This window comes from Clostridium cibarium (assembly GCF_014836335.1).
In the GTDB taxonomy this organism is placed as follows: Bacteria; Bacillota; Clostridia; order Clostridiales; family Clostridiaceae; genus Clostridium; species Clostridium cibarium.
Genome location: NZ_JACSRA010000008.1, coordinates 1 through 16994, shown reverse-complemented (window position 1 = coordinate 16994; position 16994 = coordinate 1). Strand labels below are relative to the sequence as shown.

14 protein-coding genes are annotated in these 16994 nt (G+C 29.6%); all 14 read left to right on the top strand.

Annotated elements, in window-relative coordinates; genetic code table 11:
• Positions 1 to 69 precede the first annotated feature (69 nt).
• The 14 genes from H9661_RS06480 to H9661_RS06415 all read left to right on the top strand — a co-directional run bounded on the left by H9661_RS06480 (position 70) and on the right by H9661_RS06415 (position 16813).
• Positions 70 to 1332, top strand: coding sequence for a CapA family protein (locus H9661_RS06480; RefSeq protein ID WP_143315923.1), 1263 nt, complete (start codon positions 70 to 72; stop codon positions 1330 to 1332).
• Positions 1333 to 1524: 192 nt separating this feature from the next.
• Positions 1525 to 2865, top strand: coding sequence for a 4-aminobutyrate--2-oxoglutarate transaminase (gene gabT, locus H9661_RS06475; protein WP_191767969.1), 1341 nt, complete (start codon positions 1525 to 1527; stop codon positions 2863 to 2865).
• 151 nt (positions 2866 to 3016) lie between these two features.
• On the top strand, positions 3017 to 4807 hold the full coding sequence (locus H9661_RS06470) for a WG repeat-containing protein (protein ID WP_191767968.1): 1791 nt from the start codon (positions 3017 to 3019) through the stop codon (positions 4805 to 4807).
• An 80-nt stretch (positions 4808 to 4887) separates the two neighbouring features.
• On the top strand, positions 4888 to 5910 hold the full coding sequence (gene splB / locus H9661_RS06465; RefSeq protein WP_143315920.1) for a spore photoproduct lyase: 1023 nt from the start codon (positions 4888 to 4890) through the stop codon (positions 5908 to 5910).
• A gap of 105 nt (positions 5911 to 6015) precedes the next feature.
• A complete protein-coding gene (locus tag H9661_RS06460) occupies positions 6016 to 6579 on the top strand; it encodes a DUF6143 family protein (protein WP_143315919.1) in 564 nt (187 codons plus the stop codon).
• 193 nt (positions 6580 to 6772) lie between these two features.
• The gene (locus tag H9661_RS06455; RefSeq protein WP_143315918.1) at positions 6773 to 7576 is read left to right on the top strand and encodes a TrmB family transcriptional regulator; all 804 of its coding nucleotides are present in this window, start codon (positions 6773 to 6775) and stop codon (positions 7574 to 7576) included.
• 83 nt (positions 7577 to 7659) lie between these two features.
• Positions 7660 to 8538 carry an ABC transporter permease gene (locus tag H9661_RS06450; protein WP_143315917.1) on the top strand — a complete coding sequence of 293 codons (879 nt, stop codon included), beginning with the start codon at positions 7660 to 7662 and terminating at the stop codon, positions 8536 to 8538.
• 7 nt (positions 8539 to 8545) lie between these two features.
• Positions 8546 to 9373 (top strand): ABC transporter permease, encoded by an 828-nt coding sequence (locus H9661_RS06445; RefSeq protein WP_143315916.1) that lies wholly within the window; start codon positions 8546 to 8548, stop codon positions 9371 to 9373.
• A gap of 29 nt (positions 9374 to 9402) precedes the next feature.
• Complete coding sequence (locus H9661_RS06440; RefSeq protein WP_191767967.1) at positions 9403 to 10410, top strand: ABC transporter ATP-binding protein; 1008 nt, start codon at positions 9403 to 9405, stop codon at positions 10408 to 10410.
• Positions 10407 to 12608 (top strand): hypothetical protein, encoded by a 2202-nt coding sequence (locus tag H9661_RS06435; protein ID WP_191767966.1) that lies wholly within the window; start codon positions 10407 to 10409, stop codon positions 12606 to 12608. The genes H9661_RS06440 and H9661_RS06435 overlap by 4 nt, the downstream gene beginning before the upstream one ends.
• Before the next feature lie 84 nt (positions 12609 to 12692).
• On the top strand, positions 12693 to 13592 hold the full coding sequence (locus H9661_RS06430; RefSeq protein WP_143315913.1) for a carbohydrate kinase family protein: 900 nt from the start codon (positions 12693 to 12695) through the stop codon (positions 13590 to 13592).
• A gap of 103 nt (positions 13593 to 13695) precedes the next feature.
• Positions 13696 to 14826: an extracellular solute-binding protein gene (locus H9661_RS06425; RefSeq protein ID WP_191767965.1), complete on the top strand. Its 1131-nt coding sequence runs from the start codon at positions 13696 to 13698 to the stop codon at positions 14824 to 14826.
• Positions 14827 to 14843: 17 nt separating this feature from the next.
• Positions 14844 to 15803 (top strand): NAD-dependent epimerase/dehydratase family protein, encoded by a 960-nt coding sequence (locus H9661_RS06420; RefSeq protein WP_143315911.1) that lies wholly within the window; start codon positions 14844 to 14846, stop codon positions 15801 to 15803.
• 23 nt (positions 15804 to 15826) lie between these two features.
• Positions 15827 to 16813, top strand: a complete 987-nt coding sequence (locus H9661_RS06415; RefSeq protein WP_191767964.1) for a radical SAM protein — start codon at positions 15827 to 15829, stop codon at positions 16811 to 16813.
• Positions 16814 to 16994 lie beyond the last annotated feature (181 nt).

The window sequence follows — 16994 nt, the reverse complement described above, 5'->3', positions numbered from 1 at the left end:
TATAATCAAAATGATTAGATTTTAATTTGGATTATTAAAGAGAAATTGAATTTATGGGGGAACATAGAAATGGATAAAGTTAAAAGTGTAAAGATAGTAACTATTCTTGTTTTGGTAGGTATTGCTAGCGTTTTATTATTTGTGAATGTTGGGAAAAAGGATGTTGCTGAATTTAAATCTGCTCAGGAGAGCAATGTAGATGAGACAGAAAATAAAGTTGAAGTTAAGGAAACTATAAAAATAACATCTTTAGGGAATATACTTTTTCATGAGAAACAATTATTAGGTGCTAAAACAAGGGATGGATATGATTTTAATCCAAGCTTTGATTATATAAAAGATACGATTTCTGGTTCAGATATAACTATAGGTACTCTAGAAACTACACTTGGTGGTGATGATTTTTCAGGATATCCAACATTTAATAGTCCTGATGAAGTTTTGTCTAGTCTTAAAAATGTGGGAGTTAATGTAATTAACTATGCAGATAATCATATTTTAGATGATGGTGCTAATGGTTTTTTACGTACTTTAAGTGTTACAAAAAATAATAATATAGATATGATAGGGGTAAGGAGCAATACTAATGAAAAAGGATATTTAGTGAAAGAGGTTAGTGGACAAAAATTTGGAGTAATAGCATATACCTATGAAACTGAGAAAGAAAATGGGCAAAGAACTATAAATAGTATTACTATACCAAAACAGATTTATGGACTTATAAACACTTTTAATTATGATGAGTTAGACGCATTTTATAGTAGCATCGCTTCAAATATTGAAGAAATGAAAAAGGATGGTGTGAGCTTTATAATAGTAGATCTCCACTGGGGAGATGAGTATTCAATAAGGGAAAATACTACTCAAGAAAGTATGGCGAAAAAGTTAAGCGAGTTGGGGGTAGACATTATTTTAGGAAGCCATCCACATGTAATAGAGCCATACAGCATTATTACTAATAGTAAAGGTAAAAAGACTTTTGTAGTATATTCACAAGGCAATTTTATATCCAATCAATGTGCTGATGAAAGAGTTACACAGGATGAAAATGTTAATTCTGATATGGAGGATGGAACTATAATAAAATTTACACTATGTGTAAGTGATGGGGACGTAAGATTGAAAGAGTATAATGTAATTCCAACATGGGTATACAGAGAGCCCAAAAGTGATGGGTTGCTTATTCATAGGGTGATACCTGTAAGTGAAGCGTTGAATGATAGAGGAAAATTCAATATACCAGATTCAGATTACAATAGGATCCAACATGCTTTAAATAACACGGAAAAAATATTAGCTCCAAATGGGATAGGCCCTCATGAATTTGCATAAATAAGGCTTTAATATGTACTTTGGTCAAAGGGGACAAAAATATTATGATGTTTGTACATAGAAAAGAAAAATAGAAAGTATTATTATAAAAGCATGTTAAGAAGTAAAGAAATTCTAGACGATGGAGTCATTCATGTAAATAAGCATGAGGACTCTATTTTTATGAATTTTAATTGATAGGAGGCTTAAATAATGATAGAAGAAACAAATGTAAAATTGGTAACTTCAATACCAGGACCAAAGTCAAAGGCAATTTTCGAAGAAAGAAAAAAATATGTGGCTAGTGGGGTGTCTGTATCAACTGAAATTGCTATTGCAGAAGCAAAGGGTGCATTAATAAAAGATGTTGATGGAAATGTATTTTTAGATTTTGCAGCAGCAATTGGAGTTCAAAATGCAGGACACTGTGATGAAGAAATAGTAAAAGCAATAAAAGATCAAACAGAGAAATATATTCATCCAGGATATAACATAGTAACATATGAATCTTATGGAACTTTAGCTAAGAAGCTAACAGAGATAACAACTGGAGATTTTGAAAAGAAAGTTATGTTTGCCAATAGTGGAGCAGAAGCTTTAGAGAATGCAATAAAGATAGCAAGAACTTATACTAAAAAGACAGGTATCCTTTCAGCAACGGGTTCTTTCCATGGACGTACAAATATGACTATGTCAATTACAAGTAAATATAAACCTTATAAGAATGGATTTGGGCCATTTGCACCAGAAACTTATAAGTTTGATTATCCATATGCATATAGAGCACCTCTTGGAGTCTCTTCTGAAGAATATGCAGAGGAATGTATTAAAAAATTGAGAACTATGTTAAAAACAACAATTTCACCAGATATGATAGCTTGCTTAATAGTTGAGCCATTACAAGGAGAAGGTGGATTTGTAGTTCCAACAACTAAGTATATGCAAGAATTGCAAAAGATTTGTAATGAAAATAATATAGTATTTATAGTAGATGAAGTACAAGCTGGCTTTGCTAGAACTGGTAAGATGTTTGCCTATGAATATTATGGCATAGAGCCAGATGTTGTTACATTATCAAAGTCAATAGCAGCAGGGGTTCCGCTAAGTGCAGTAGTTGCTAAAAAAGAAATAATTGATTCTGCATGTGTTGGAGGAATTGGCGGTACATACTGTGGAAGTCCAATTGGGTGTGTTGCTGCACTTAAGGTAATTGAAAAAATTGAAAAAGAAAACTTATGTGAAAAATCACTTAAACTTGGAGAATATATTGCTGGCAGACTTAATAGTATGAAAGAAAAGTTTGACGTTATAGGTGAAGTTAGAGGTCTTGGTTCTATGATTGGAATAGAATTTGTAAAAGACAGAACAACAAAAGAACCAGCAGCAGATATTGTGAAAGCAGTAATTAAAAGATGTTATAAGAATGGAGTTATATTTTTAAATGCAGGGCTGTTTGGTAATGTAATTAGATTTTTACCACCATTAGTTATGACTGAAGAACAAGTTAAGTATGGAATGGATGTACTAGAAGAATCAATTAAAGAATGTATATAAATAGAAATATTTATATACCATTTAAGCTAGAATAGTATATATAAAAAACCGCTATAAAAATTAGCGGTTTTTTACATATGCTAAAAACACTATTAACAATAATCAAAGAACTATAATATTATAATAATCATAAATAAAATAGGGGTATTCTATGAATTTAGGAGATGAAAGTAATGGGATTATGGATGCAAGTAGAGTAGGTTTAATTAGGCTATATCCAGCTTTAAAAAATATTATATCAGGAAAAGTTTATGGTTATATTGATGAAAATGGGACGTTTATTATAGAGCCTAAATATGAAGAGGCAAGTGATTTTAATGAGTTAGGTATAGCAATAGTTCGGGAAAATGATTTAACAGGAGTAATAGATTCTAATGGGGAATATGTAATTGAACCCATTTATGAGAGTATTAGTCTTTTTGAGGAAGGTCGTGCTGTATATGTGTTAGATAGCAATGTAGGCGTTATGGATGAAAGAGGAAATAGAATTACTAAGAAAAATTATAATTATATTGGGAATTTTAATGAGGGAAGAGCAGTTGTAAGTGTAACTGAGAAAGATGAATCTTATTATGGTTATATTGATAGAGATGGGAATGAGGTAGTACCTACTAAGTATTTAATGGCAGATGAGTTTAAGGGTGGAGTAGCCTTAGTTAGAGTTAAGAATGGTGAGTATGCATTAATAGATAGTGCTGGGAAAATTATCAACACCTATAATTATGAATATGTTAGCCAGTATGGTGATGGACTAATGGTTTTTTCTAAATCTTTTGGTGGACCTTATGGGTATTTAGATAAGGCGGGTAATGTGGTTATTAAGCCAGTTTATAAGTCAGCTACAGGTTTTGAAGGCGGAATTGCAGTAGTAAGTACTGAAGAAGTATATAATTTCAAATATGGAGCAATTGATTTAAGTGGAAAGTATGTGTTTACCCCCGTGTATAGTGAAATAAAGTATTTAAAAGAAGGTAAAGTTGCACTAGGTATGCCTTTAGGTGATGAAATTAATATTGGTTCTAGTATTTACGCTATAGGAGAGGTTACTGGTAACACATTGACAAGTTTTAAGTATTTAGCGGTAGGGAATTATGAAAATGGATTAGCTTATGCATCTGATAGTTTGTTTACATTTTTTATAGATGATAGTGGCAGTATAGTTAAAAATTTGCCTAGGGTTGAAGGTAGTGGAGAATTGAAGATAAAAGATAACATAGTACTAGCTGATATAGATTATTTACCATACTATTTAAGTAAAAATGGAGAAATTATTTATAAGCCTAATGAGACTATAGAACTTAGTGATAAGTATTCAGTAACAAGAATTAAAGATAAGCCCAATATAAATTACTTAATATATTATCCACAAGTTAATGAAGTATCCAATAAAAAAGTAGAAAAAGAAATAAATATAAAGTTAAAGAAAATGTCATATTTTAAGCCTATTGATGGTGAAGGTACCACAGATAATGTAGATATTGAACCAGATGATGTTTTAAAGTACAACTATTATGGAGATTTTTCAGTGAATTTTTTTAAGAAGGACTTACTAGTTATTGATATTTCAGGATATTACTATTTCTTTTATGCAGCTCATGGAATGCCAAATAAGAAGACTCCTAGTATAGATTTAGTTACAGGACAGTTTTACAGTCTAGGAGATTTATTTGAAGGGGGAGTAGATTGGATTCAGGAAATAAATAAGATTATTGACAATATGATAAAAACAGATAAACAGTATGATTATGTTTTTAAAGACGCTTTTAAAGGTATAAAAATAGATGAAGGTTTTTATATTGATGAAAATAATTTGTATATATATTTTCCACCATATGAAATAGGTCCATATGCAGCAGGAGTTGTGACCTTCAAAATACCATTCAATGAAATTGAAAATATTATAAATAAAGAAGGGAATTTTTATAAAGCATTTAATCAATAACTAGAGTCTAGTATATATTGTATAAGCTTTAGTAAATAATAATTCTATAGGAAAAACTAAAAGGATAAAAAGGAGAAATTATGTTTAAACCTAAGAGAATTATTTTTGAAAAAGGATCATTAGATTATCAAATATCTAAGGAAATTTTTGAAAAATTTAAAGATAAGCCAAATGTTGAAATTATAAATTTAAGTACAAATAGACTAAAAGAGAATATTCCAGGAGATGATTTATTCTCTCAATATAGAGAAGGTAAAAAGACTTTAGTTGTTGGTACAAAGAAGAGTTTAAAATTTCAATCATGTAAGCCATCAGCTCATTATCAGTTGCCACTAGTATCAGGTTGTATGGGTCAATGCGAATATTGTTATTTAAATACACAATTAGGAGATAAACCTTATGTAAAGGTTCATGTTAATATAGATGATATATTAAATCAGGCTGAAAAATATATAAATGAGAGATTGCCGGAAATAACTATATTTGAAGGGGCAGCTACATCTGACCCTATACCAGTTGAAGTATTCACTCATTCGTTAGAAAAAGCTATTTTGTTCTTTGGTAAAAATGAAAATTCTAGATTTAGATTTGTAACAAAATATAATGATGTAGATTCACTACTTAAGTTAGAACATAATGGACATACAGAAATAAGATTTAGTATTAATACTTCTTATGTTATAGATGAATATGAGAATTTTACTGCTTCTCGGGATAAGAGAATAGAAGCAAGCATAAAGGCAGCTAAGGCAGGATATCCAATGGGATATTTAATTGCACCAGTATTTATTTATCCTAACTGGAAAGAAGAGTATCATAGATTATTGTTAAAATTAAAGGAGAAACTTCCAAGTGATTTAGACTATCCAGTGACTTTTGAAGTTATATCTCATAGATATACTACAATAGCTAAAAAACGAATACTTGAAGTATTTCCAGAGAGCAGTTTGCCCATGAATGATGAAGAACGCAAATTTAAATTTGGGCAATTTGGATATGGGAAATATATATATGGAGAAGAAAGTTTAGGCGAAATAAAACAATTCTTTAAAAGAGAGATAGAAGAGTTATTTATTAATAAAGAAATAAAATATATCATATAACTATAGTAGACTAAGAGGTGTCCTTCTTAGTCTTATCTATTTTCAAAAACATATTATCACCATATGTTAATGATAAAAATATCATAATATAGAGGGGGATTTTTGATGAGCAATATAATTTTTTCCAATATATATGAGCCACTTTTAGAAAATGTTAGTACTCCTATTGAGCTATATGAATCTATACTTGGTAAATACTTTATTGGATATGCTGATAATTTAACTTTTGGGGAAAATACAAGTGCTTGGGCTAGATTATATAATCCAATTGGATCAGGAGTTCTTTTGCATGTAAATGTGTGGACTGTAACAGCTGTTTCAAATTCAGCTTTTCGTGCACAGTTTTGGTTTAATGCAACTCCGCCAGTGTCTGATGTTAAAGAGGCGCCTGTAACTCCTACAAACTTAGTTATTAAACCAACACCAAAATCAAAGATAAAGTTAGAGTATGCATCTGATGTTGTTGGAAATCCTACTGGAGGAATAAAAGCTTTTGTTAGGAGAGCTCTACCAGAAACAACATTAGTAGAAAGTGAAAATGGAAAGATAATTATTGGAGAAGGAGGTAACTTCTTAGTATTTTTATCAACTCCAGAAACACAAGAAGCAGCTGAAGGTAGAATAGCTTTTGGATACTGGCAAGAGAAAATTTGTAATAGATGTAGATAAAATAACAATACCACTAGAAATATCTGAGAAGATTATTCTAGTGGTATTTTTTATTGAGAGTATATTTAATCAATATATAGGATTAAAGGTTTTATTGTTTTGAAAAAAAATACATTTTATGAAAAAGCTTGAAATATAATATGGATAGTAATACAATAGTTGTATAAAATAAACAACTAGGAGAAGAACGATAATGGAAATAGATAATTTGGTAACTAATTTAGAGAAAATAGGTTTTTCTAAGCTTGAATCGCAAATATATCTTGCATTACTTGAAGGTGGGAATAGGTCTGCATATCAGATAGCAAAGAAAATAAATATTTCAAGGCCATCAATTTACAATGCATTAGAGCATATGGTTATGAAGGGTATGGTTGAAGTTATACCTAATAGTACAGCTTTATATATAGCAGAGAAGCCAGAAGTACTAATTAAAAAAGTCCAATATGAATTTGATTCCAATGCGAAAAAAGTTTCAGAAGGACTGAATGAATTTAAAGAAACAAGATATGAAGAACATTTTGCCAATATAAGTGGATTTGAAGCCATTTTATATAAGGCGAAAGATATAATTGCTAATGCACAAAGAGAAGTTTATTTAAATTCAGATTTTGACCTTGAATATCTAACTGAGGATATTAGAAAGCTTACGGATAGAGGAATACGTGTTGTTACCTTCTCATTCTATGATATAGGTATGACTATAAAAAAAGTTGAATTTTATAGTCATATGAGGAAAATGAGGGAGGGGCATGTTCCATCTAGATTAATGGTGGTAGTGGATCAGACAATAGTTCTTGTAGCTGATGCAAGCAAAAATCAAGAAAAATGGATTGGAACAGTTACAAATAACCCTCTTATGATAAAAATAATGTCAGAACACATTCATAATGATATTTATCTTTTGAAATTAAGAGAGAAATATGGTAAAGAAATAGACGATTTGTTCCATATTGGAACGGACTATGAAACTAGGGAAAGTGAGGCAGAAATTTGAGTTTGAAAGTTATTAGAATAAAGTTAAAACTCGACAATTAGAACTCGATAGAAAAATGAATTGATAAATTGGAGGGTAATATAATGTTAAACACTGTATCTAAATATAGTGCATTCACAACCAATGCAATAAAAGAGAAATATGCATATCGTTTCAAAGCATTAATGTGGTCGATGTCAACATTATTCAATATGTTAATACAGTATTTTCTTTGGCAATCAATTTATAAAGAAGTAAATGGAGAATTTATGGGAATTGATAAAGAAAGTTATTTATTATATATAACTTTTGGTGTTGTATTCTATAATTTAACCTCTTGCATGGAAAATATGAATATTGCAGAAGATATTAAATCAGGAAATATATCAATGAATTTATTAAAACCAATTAATTATAAAATCATGGTATTATTTCGGCATATTGGTTCAAAGATTGGAGAAGTTATAGGGCTTATACCCTTATTTATTATTGCTATTTTATTAGCTGGAAATATTAATTTTAACTTTGAGAGAATATGTTTGTTTTTGATGTCAATGATATTAGCCTTTTTTATTGTGTTTCTATTTTCATACATTATGGGAATGCTAACTTTTTGGACAACAAATTATTGGGGAATTCAATTTTTAACAAATGCATTAACAGGATTGTTTTCAGGACAGTTAGTTGCTATAAATTTTTATATAGAGCTTGGAAAAGGTTCAAGTATATTAAATTCTACATTGACTTTTTTACATACAAAAGGTTTTATAAGTTTTTTTCAAGTGCTAGGAATAATGGCTTATTGTTTGCCTTTTCAAAGTATGTATTATACGCCAATGTCAATTCTTTCGGGTATTATTTCAGGACCAAAAAGTATTTTTTTTCATATTATGTTACAAGTATTTTGGATATTTATACTTAGTATTATTGTGAATATTATGTGGAAGGCTGCTCAGAAGAAAATAACTATACTAGGGGGTTAATAAAAGAATGAAATATATAAAGTTATATCTCCAATTCCTTATATTACAATTGAAAACCATTATGGAGTACAAAACTGATTTCATAATTGGACTTCTATCAGTAATACTTGGTCAAATAAATACTTTTTTACTAACAGTTATGGTTTTTACACAGTTAGATTCATTGGTTGGATTTTCTATTTACGAAATATTTTTAATGTATGGATTTTATACATTAGTTAGAGGAATAGATCATTTTTATAATGATAATATTTGGAGTTTTGCATGGAATAAGATTAGGGATGGTCGGTTCATGACTATTCTACTTCGTCCGATAAATCCAATTTTTTACATAGTAATGGAACGTATTGAAGTTAGTGGCTTAAGTGAATCAGTAATCGGAATACTAATAATCATATATTCTTTGAGAAAGCTTATGATATCAATTGGAGTGTTAGAGTTCTTGGTGTTATTCCTGTTGGTGCTTTGCGGATTGGCAGTATACTTTAGTATTAAACTATTGTGTTCTACTCCTGCATTTTGGACAACTTGTTGTGGGGAGTTTATGACTGCAGGGGTTGAAATCGGGAATACAGCAAAGTATCCTATTGAGTTGTATAAAAATAAATTAATAAAAAATATATTATTATTTGTTTTACCCTTTCCAATTGCAGCATACTTTCCTAGTATATACTGTCTAAAAAAAATTGAGAATATTAGATGTTTATTTGGGGTAAGTTGGATGAATGTAAATCATATTGTTTTATATTCTGTCTTTATGGCAATTGTTCTATTATTCGTATCTATCAAGGTTTGGTATATAGGGTTGAAGCATTTTGAGCCTACAGGGACTTAATTAAAATTGATGTATAAAGGGGGGATATTATGATAGAAGTAAATAATTTATCAAAAGAATTTAAGATAAATAAGAAATATGAAGGATTAGGTGGTACATTTAAGTCATTTTTTTCAAGAGAATATACAATAAAAAAGGCTGTTGATAATCTTAGTTTTTATGTAGAGAAAGGAGAAATTCTTGGATATATTGGCTTAAATGGAGCAGGAAAATCTACAACGATTAAAATGTTATCTGGACTTCTAGTTCCTACATCAGGTGAATGTAAGGTAAATGGAATAATTCCATATAATGAAAGAAAAACATATACGAAAAATATTGGGGTTGTATTTGGAAATAGGTCGCAACTATGGTGGGATCTCCCGGTTTCGGAGTCTTTTTCAGTGTTAAAAAAGATTTATGAAACGCCTGAAAAAGAGTTTTGGAAGAGACTAGAATATTTAAAGGAAGTACTAGATCTTAATGAATTTTATTTAACACCTGTAAGAAATTTAAGTTTAGGACAAAAAATGAGAGCTGATCTCGCTGCAGCTATATTACACAATCCAGAAGTATTATTTTTAGATGAACCTACTATTGGTCTTGATATTTTTGTGAAAGAAAAAATTAGACAAGCAATAAAGCAGATTAATAGGGAAACTAATACAACTGTTTTGTTAACTACTCACGATTTAGATGATATCGAAAAAATTTGTAATAAAATTATTGTCATTGATAAAGGGAAAAAAATATTTGATGGAAACATTGATGAATTAAAGAAGAAGTATGGAAAAACTAGAACTGTATATGTTGATTTAGATGGCACTGTTGGTAACGATACCGAATTTGAATTGGATATGGACAAGAAATATATAACTATATCAAAAGATGACAATGGTAAAGTAAAGATCAGTTTTGATAAAGATCATGTTAACTTATTAGATTTAATTCACCATGTAGGTTCTCATAACACTGTAAAAGATTTTACAGTTATGGAGCCTCAGCTAGAGGAAATCGTGAAAATGATTTACGGAAATCGTGATGGAGGGAAAATATGATTATTATAGATGATCTATTAGATAGGAATTATTCCATAAGTAAGTTGCCTATATATTGGAGAAAAGTTGTTTATGCTGCAGCAAAAAAAACTGAATGTACAGAGAGATCAATGGATGATTATCTCAAAATAGTTGAGGCATTTGTGCAGGAATATCAAAGCAGAGATTGTATTCGTAGCAAGATCTTAACTGAAATGTTAGACTTGCCGGATATTGTTATAATTCTGTTTTATGTTTCTATGTACAATAAGCTGAAGTTAGAAAATAGAGAATTATTTCATATAGCTAAAATGAGAAAAAACATAAAATGGATGATGGAATCTGATTTTTGTTTTGTAAATATTAGAGCTCTTGGAAAAGATGTTGCAGAAACAGGAAATATTATTGATGCAGTAAAGGTAATACCTTCATTACGTGTAAATGGAATACATTTAGCACCATTTTTTGAATGTAGCCATGGGATTGTTTATTGTCAGGATTCATTTTATCGTATAAATGAAGAAATAGTAAATTTATATTATTTAAGAGAAAATGTAGAGCCAATTGAACAAATGAAATTTTTAATAGATTGTATCCATATATTAAATAAATCAGTTGGTTTTGATGTTACTCCTCATACAAGTTGGAATTCAAAGTTACGTCTAGATAGACCAGAGTTATTTAGATGGGTACGGCTTAATAAGAGTAAAAATGATTTGTATGATAATATGACCATAGATTCACAATATGAAGATAAATGTCAGAAAGTATTTAAAGAAGATATTTCGAAAATTGTAAATGAAATTAAAGATAAATATAGTGTTAAAAGATTAGATGAAGTAGATAGCAACTTGGAATTATGTAAAGAAGCTACACAAAAAATTAATAAAGAACTCCAAAATGAAGGCTATTTTACTGTACCACCACATACTTGGAATGGGGTTGGTGTACCTGATTTTAAGAAATATGCAGAAAATATACATATGCCTATTTGGAGTTATCTTGATATTAATGGAGATGACCAAGGACAACATGCTATTTGGTTACATTCGAGCTTATATATTCATAAAGGAATGTATGGGAATCAATTGCCTGCGCAAATTAGTGGTGACACGAAAAAGGATGAAGTACAAAGAAACGAAGAAGTAATATTATTTTTCAACCAATACCTGACAGAAGTAGTAGAAAGATATAATTTTGACTTCATTAGAATGGATTATATCGATCACATTTTTGATAATATTATCAAAGTAAAAGGAGAGGAAATCCCGCTAAGTGAGATGTTTACTCCTGCTGAAATAAAAGAAGTTATTACTAATTTGAGAAAAGAATATCCAGGGCTGGGGTTACAAGCAGATCATCTAGGATATGATGCTAAAATATTTGAAACTGTAGGTTTCAATTTAATTACAGGTAGTGAAGTAGGACTTAGCATTGACCGTTGGCACTTAAATGAAATATTTGAAAATTTAATTAAGCAAGAGAAGATTCAAGGAGACATATGCAGAGCAACTTTTGCTATTGATACACATGATATGGCTCATCCACTATTTTTAGGGAAAGAGATTGCGCATAGAGAAGGAAAAATAGGTATAATTGCAAGGTTATTTATTAGTCGGTTTGGGAATGTTGGATTATATAGAAGGCCCAAATATGAGGTTATTGGAAATCAAGATTTATCATATGGCATACATAGTGCCAATAATAAAGCAGAAAGTTTGGTATGGGGGAGTAATAAAGTTGTTTATAATGCTTATCATGATATAGAAGATATTTATGCAGATCTAAAAGAAGTGTTAAAAGAAAGTTCTATGACAGAATATTATATTTCTAATAAGCATGTTGGTTGGCAAATTTATAATAAAAAGAAAAGAAAAAGGTTTATAGCAGTGATTCCAGTTGTATTACAAGATGGGATACCTTGTGATTCGGATTTAATAAGGAAACAAAAAGATAAAGGAGAAAAAGATAGGATAGAATTTGAATTTGATTTTCCAAAAGGTGGTGGTATGGAAGATGTGTTGAAAATGGATCATGAAAATATAAAAAGAAATTATAATTTTGATTGTAAAGTTTGTACATCAGTAGAGGAGCTGAAATTTAATAGAGTGAAAACTATAAATTGTGATAAACTTTTTTCGCTTTATGTCAGAAATAATAGATTAGTAGTAGAGATGAAAACATATGGGTTTGTATTATTAGAAGCTTTAAATATATAGAAAAGAAAAAGAGATTGAATTAGTGCATTATTATCAAATATTTATTAAGGAGGATTACGATAAAGGTTATCGTAGAAAGATAGGATGAAAAATATATTAGTTGCAGGATTAATTAACATTGAAACGACTATTGGAATTAATCAATTTCCAATAGAGTATACTCCAATTGATTATAAGTTTTTTGGATTAGAAAGTACAGTATCGGGGGTTGGATATAATGTGGCAAAAGCATTAAAAACTCTTGGAGCTGAAACGCAATTGCTTTCTTTGATAGGTAGAGATATGTATGAAGGGGTAATAAAGGGTGAACTAAAAAAAGAAGGTATTGGTAGTAGTTTTGTAAAGGCTACATTATCACAAATTCCACAATCAGTAGTGCTTTATGATGATGCTGGTACAAGAAAAATTTATTTGGATTTAAAAGATATACAAGATAAATCTTATCCTTTTAATGATGAAGAGAACATGTTGGATGAAGTAGATTTAGTAGTGGCATGCAATATTAACTTTTCAAGAGATCTATTAGAAAAAGCGAAGAGGTTAGGAAAGTTAATTGCATCTGACGTTCATGTGATTAGTAATATTGAAGATGAGTACAATAAAGATTATATGGCTTATGCAGATATTTTATTTTTAAGTAATGAAAATATACTTGGAAAAGAGGAAGAATTTATTAAAGAAATTGCAGAGAAATATGAAAATGAAATTATTGTAATTGGCATGGGAAGTCAAGGAACATTGTTATATGTTAAGGCAGACGCTAAAGTCACCTACATGCCAGCTGTAAATACAAGAAAAATTGTGAGTACAATAGGTGCAGGAGATGCATTATTTTCTTCATTTATATATTTTTATTGTAAAGATAAAGATCCATATGATTCCTTAAAAAAGGCAATATATTTCGCTTCTTATAAAATAGGAGAAAAAGGAGCAGCAAGTGGTTTTTTAAGTGAAAAGGAATTAATAAATTTAATTGGCCAGTAAGATAAAAAGATTTTTAGATGTGTAATAAATATAATAAGCAACTTCATTAGAAGGTGATGATAAAAAATAAAGTTGATTAATAAGTATGGGGGGATTGAATATTATGGATAAAATAGAAGTTTATTTACTGAATTCTACATTGGAGCGTTTGCCAGAAAAGTGGAAAGTTAATGAGTTCATGCATTTTAACTATAGTGATGTTATGAAATCATTGTATTTAGATGATTTTCCTAATGCATGGAAACAGAAAGATTTAAGAAAGAAAATGGCAACAATAGGTGCAAATGATTATTTCAATAAGTGGACAGGCAAAGAGTTTATGAACATTGATGACACAGTATTAAAAAGTATTTATAACAATGTTAGAGTTGAATTGGCTGATGGGTCAATTATTAATGGGAAACGGACTGGTATACCGTTAGCTGGCGGGAATCATCAACTTTTATTTTATAATAAAAATTATGTTACTGAAGAACCAAAAACTTTTAATGGATTAATTGAGATGTCACAAAAAGTGAAAAGTAAATACAATCTTGATTATGGTTTTGTTTTTCCTACAGGAGCTTGTTATTTCATTTTGCCAATATTATATGGTTTCGGAGCAGATTTATGGTCCACAGATGCAAAAGATCCAATACCATTTGATAGTTTATGCAAAACTATTGAATATTTAAAAAAATTAATTTACGATAAGAAAATTTTACCTATAAAGTGGGAGCAAGAGCAAAGTATGCCATGCTTTATGAATGGTAAAGCAGCTTTTTGCATAGGTGGAGATTGGAATATTCGTGAATTTGATGAAGCATTAGAACATAAATTAGGGGTATGTGAAATTCCTTGTCTTGAGAGAGAATGTCGCACAACTGCTAATGCAAGTTATCTGTTCTTATCGAAAGAATTAGAACCAGAATTATATAAAAAAGTAGAAACTTTTTGTACAAAAGTTTTATCTTACGAAATTCAAACAATGATTATTAAAGAACTATATCGTATGCCAGCTTCCAAGAATTTTGATTTCAATGAAGGTGAATTTGATGAATTAACAGTTAAGAGTTATGAAATTTATAAAAAATCATTTATTATGCCACCTCTCAAAGAGGTAACAAATATGTATCATGTTTTGGCAGACTTACTTGAGCCTAATGTATTAATTAGTGATACAACTGAGAATTTAGCGCAATCAGTATTAAAACAGCTAGAAGATGTAGATAGTTATTATAAAATAGTTAAATAGAGAGAGGAGGTATATTGATGAGGGTAGTTATACTGGGGGGGACTGGAGTATTATCCACTGGAATTACAAAAGCGTGCCTAGAAAAAGGTTATGAGATAATTCATTTCAATAGAGGAATGAAATCTACTAAGTATCCAGTTCAAACAATAGTAGGGAATCGTTACAATTCAGAAGATCTAAAAAAGGTTTTACAGATAAAACCAGATGTTATTATTGATATGTTATGTTTTGATAGCAAAGCAGCAAATATGGCTGTAGAAGCATTTAAAGGAAAAGTTAATCAATATATTTTTTGCTCAACTTCCTGTGTTTATACGCCTATATTAGGGAAAATGGAAATTACAGAAGATAGAGAGACTAATCCATATACTGAATATGGGAAAAATAAGCTGGCAGCTGAAAAGGTGTTTCTTGAATCAAATAAGAGCGGATATTTCCATATAACTATTTTTAGGCCAAGCCATGTTTTTGATGATAATTTTACGGTAAATAATTTAACAATGGATGGTTTCTATGTTTTTGGGAGAATGATAAGAGGACAGGACGTTATATTGACTGAAGATGGCAAAAGATATTTTCAATTGTGTCATTCAGATAATGTAGGGTTAGCTTTTGCAGAGGGTTGTGAAAATGCTTCATGTTATGGAGAAATATATAATATAGCTGGTGAAGAACGTTTGACATGGAATGAAATTTATAGAACAGAATGCAGCTTGCTTAACAGCAAAAGCAAAATTATATACCTTGATGCAGATAAAGTTGTAGAGAATGATAAAGAACGGTTAAACTTTTTAGATACTTATACACGATATGATTGGATTCAGGCTGTGAATAAGTTGAAAGTAGATATGCCAGGTTATGAATATAAAACTAGTTTTTATGATGGAATAAAAAAGGCTATTGAAAGTAATTATGAAAATATTATAACGAATTATAATGAAGATGATTTATATGAAAAGATATTAGAAAAAAAATAAACATGTGAGGAGGCAAAAGAGATATGTTTAATTCAACGGTATTAGTAGAACCCACTAATATATGTAATCTAAAGTGTGTTATGTGTGAAGCAAGATGTACTGTAGAGGCAGGAAATGAAAAAGTTCAGTATTTGATGCCTGATCAATTAGATATTATGCTAAGTAAATTGAATGGTTATATAAGCAATGTAGTATTTCAAGGAGATTGTGAACCAACGTTAAATCCATATTTGGAAGGGCTAGTAGATGTTGCAAGAAAATATACTGAACAAGTTGCAATAGTAACAAATGGAATAATGCTTACTCCAGAACGTATTGACTCACTTATAGCAAATGGAGTTACATGGTTTGCACTATCTATTGATGATCATAGAGAACAAATTTATAATGGCATCAGAAAATACAGCGACTTTAAGAAAGTTGAACAGAACTTAGATTATTTAATAAAAGTTCGAAATGAAAGAAATAATTCGATTTTTATTGTTACACATAAAATTGTATTTGAAAATGATACAATTGATTCTTTGAAAGAATATGTAAAATATTTTTATATTGACAAAGATGTAAATAAAATCACTTTTGCACCACTTGTATGTGAAGGAAGTATTAAAAAAAAGAATTGGATAATTATTAGGAATAAACTAGAAAACTCATTGATTCAGGAAAATATTCATATTAATTTAAGCGATTTTGCAAATTATCCATATGCTACACTTCATAAGTATTGTGGAACAAATTTATTTTTCATTAGTCATGAGGGCAATTTTGCACCATGTGGTTTACATACACGAGATGGGAATAATTTTGGAAATCTGTTAGTAGAAAGTCTAGAAGATATTAAAGAAAAAGATGTTTTTAAGGAATACCACAGCTTTTGGAAAAATCGAAAATATGATTGCAAAAAACCAAGAGTTTGTGAAAATTGTTATTTGCTACGAAGCCCATATTTTAAATATTGCTTAAATGAGGGATATGAGGCTGGAAAATGTTTTGATTTAGAAAAAGTATAAAAAATTATGGATTTATAATGAAAATTTGGTTGCACTCAGAATGATTAAAAAACATTTTGAGTGCAATATTTTTTATTTTTTGTGAAATATAGTCATTATATAGGGAATGTAGATAGATTTGTGTAAAACAAATCTACTACATTCTTTTTTTGTATTGTTTGATGGTAGATTTGGAATAATA